Annotated in this window: 3 protein-coding genes; all 3 read right to left on the bottom strand. The window is 39.6% G+C overall.

The features are described from left to right. Window positions 1-1361, bottom strand: a 1361-nt coding sequence (locus A2517_RS00305) for a cache domain-containing protein (RefSeq protein WP_294893362.1), incomplete at its 3' end; no start/stop codon positions are given. A 21-nt stretch (window positions 1362-1382) separates the two neighbouring features. Continuing rightward, the gene (locus A2517_RS00300; protein WP_294893361.1) at window positions 1383-1877 is read right to left on the bottom strand and encodes a hypothetical protein; all 495 of its coding nucleotides are present in this window, start codon (window positions 1875-1877) and stop codon (window positions 1383-1385) included. Next, complete coding sequence (locus A2517_RS00295) at window positions 1874-2317, bottom strand: hypothetical protein (protein ID WP_294893360.1); 444 nt, start codon at window positions 2315-2317, stop codon at window positions 1874-1876. The genes A2517_RS00300 and A2517_RS00295 overlap by 4 nt, the downstream gene beginning before the upstream one ends. Window positions 2318-2365: the final 48 nt, after the last annotated feature.

Genomic DNA, 2365 nt, shown 5'->3' with positions numbered 1-2365 from the left:
TGTGTCAACACATCCTGAGTCGCTAATTGATTGAGCTTTGTAATGTCGGTAAAAACAACCACATGACGCATTTGATTTTCATACTTCATTTTCTGTGCATGTGCCGTAAAAATAGAGCTCACGCCACCTACCGTCATTTTAACTTTGTGCTCTTTGTCACTGTGCTGTGTCAAATAATCGGTCCACAACAAACCATCGATAGTAGGCTGTAAATATTCATCAGACTCCCCTTTTTCAAAACAATTACAAATACAAGAGTGCTCACGCCGAAATTCTTCCAAGGATGAACAGCCAAAATAGTCATAAAAAGCTTGATTTACAAATATTATTTCTTCACCGTCGGTTACAACAACAATATTTTTTTGTGAGTCAAGTATCGTTTTAATATAACGTTCTTGAAAATTCAATTTATGAATCAATGCACCAAACGCATACTCAAATAAAGCCCAAAATAGTAGAAGTAAAGCAGCCGTCAACAAGATACTGCCAAAAACTGTTTCCAGTATATTTTGATATCCCCCCGTCACATCATCAATACAAATGATTACTCCCGCACTTTTCCCCTCCGAATCTTCCAAAGAGAGAGGATTGATTTCATAATCTTTTTCATCGATACGGACATTTTTGGGTTTCATTGCGTGATTGTGATCACTAAAAGCATCCATATATTTTTTTTGCGCTTCGGTGATTGCAGCAGTATAGCGATACGTTCCCAGCCCCTCTTTATACAACGAGTTATCGGCTGCACCCAAATAATCTTCATGAATCATCAATATACTGGTTGATCCGGTCATCTGTTTTATTTTTTCTACAAAATATCCGGTATCGATTCCGAATTCTAAAGCACCGATATAGGTATTATTATCAAAAATCGGTATGACAATACGATAGGCCATCCCATGAATACCCCCTTCAAATCCGGTTACCATTTTATGACCGGCATGAGCCGTTCGAAGCATCGGACGACGTGAAGCGATGTCATCTCCAAAATTATCTTTTAAATGCATCCGCAAAATTGAGTGTCCATCCGCCGCGTGATATTGCATAACCATTAAGTGAGGATTCTCATCAATCAATGCTTTATAGCGAGGAAGTGTCAGAGTGTAGAGCTGCTTTGTATCTCTCTTTTTGATTGCCTCTATCACACCCGCTAGGTGCAACGTCGTGTAGGCACGATAAACATAAAAATGTTCTAGGTCATCTGTCATAGAGTTAAATGCCATTTTGACATTTTCAGAGGCATGAAGTGATCGCTCTTTAGCGTATCGGCTTTCATTTGAAGTATGAAAAAAAGTTAAAGCAGATGAGACGGCAATAACTATCAAGGCAATGATTAACTGCGCTCGAAACTTAAAACTCATCTTTACCCTTACTCTTAGCGGTTATACCATCATCGGCTCATCTGTCGGCTCGATCTCTTCAAAATCGATGACAATCTGATCTAACATCTTCTGTGTTCTTTTAATTTTATCTATATTTTCATCAAAAAATGCCTTTGATGCCGGAAATGCTTCAGACAACTCTTGATATATCAGAATCCGTCCCCCAAAATGGCGGTTAATTTCATCAAATGCCGATTGCAAATAGGCTTTAGAGGTGGTATGACGAAAGAGAGCTTTGATCATTTTTTTGCGCTCTTTAATCGGAATCGACTCATCGATTGCTTCGGCAATTCTTTTAATATCAAGACGTGAAAAATAGACGCCGCTATGATATGGGGCGAGCAATTTATCCGATAATTCATCTACAAAACTCGGAACCGGTTCATTATCCGGATCATTCTCTTCCGTTGCGCTATCGCAGCTTCCGCTGTCACATTTTCCCCGTACAAATTCATCAAACTCAGCCTTTAAATCGCTAAAATCGTTTGTTTTCATCTTGTTTCTCCTGTTGTTAAGTCATAAAAATAGTGACACTGTGAGCGCATAGCTATCTCATCCTCGAAATCGTCTCGATCCGCATAGCGCTCTAATGCTCTCGTCATAATCAAATCTCCGATCAATTTTCCCTCATGTATCCTAATAAAGTCGCAATAGCCGCCCTCTTGGGCACTATCAGAGGCTTCATCGACCAAAGAGAGAGCCTCTTCTTGGTATTCACTCCCGATAATCGCACCGCTGAGCTTGGAACTTCGCATTTGAGAGATTGTAAAGGCAACATCATCAGAACGTATATTCATCGGAATCATCATTGCATCAATCCCGTTCTCTTTGTAAAGCTTATTTAGGGTTACTGAGAAACGACTGCTATGGGCATTTTCCGCAATGTAGCCGTATAATTTTGTCGCTACCGTAATAGTGTTATCATTATTCATCATTTATTTAATCCCCATAATTCCAGAGCTTCCTCTTCCTCAAGCTGACAG

The organism is Sulfuricurvum sp. RIFOXYD12_FULL_44_77 (assembly GCF_001830725.1).
Taxonomy (GTDB): domain Bacteria; phylum Campylobacterota; class Campylobacteria; order Campylobacterales; family Sulfurimonadaceae; genus Sulfuricurvum; species Sulfuricurvum kujiense_A.
Note: the sequence above shows the minus strand (reverse complement) of the source record. Positions and strands in the feature narration are given on the sequence as shown.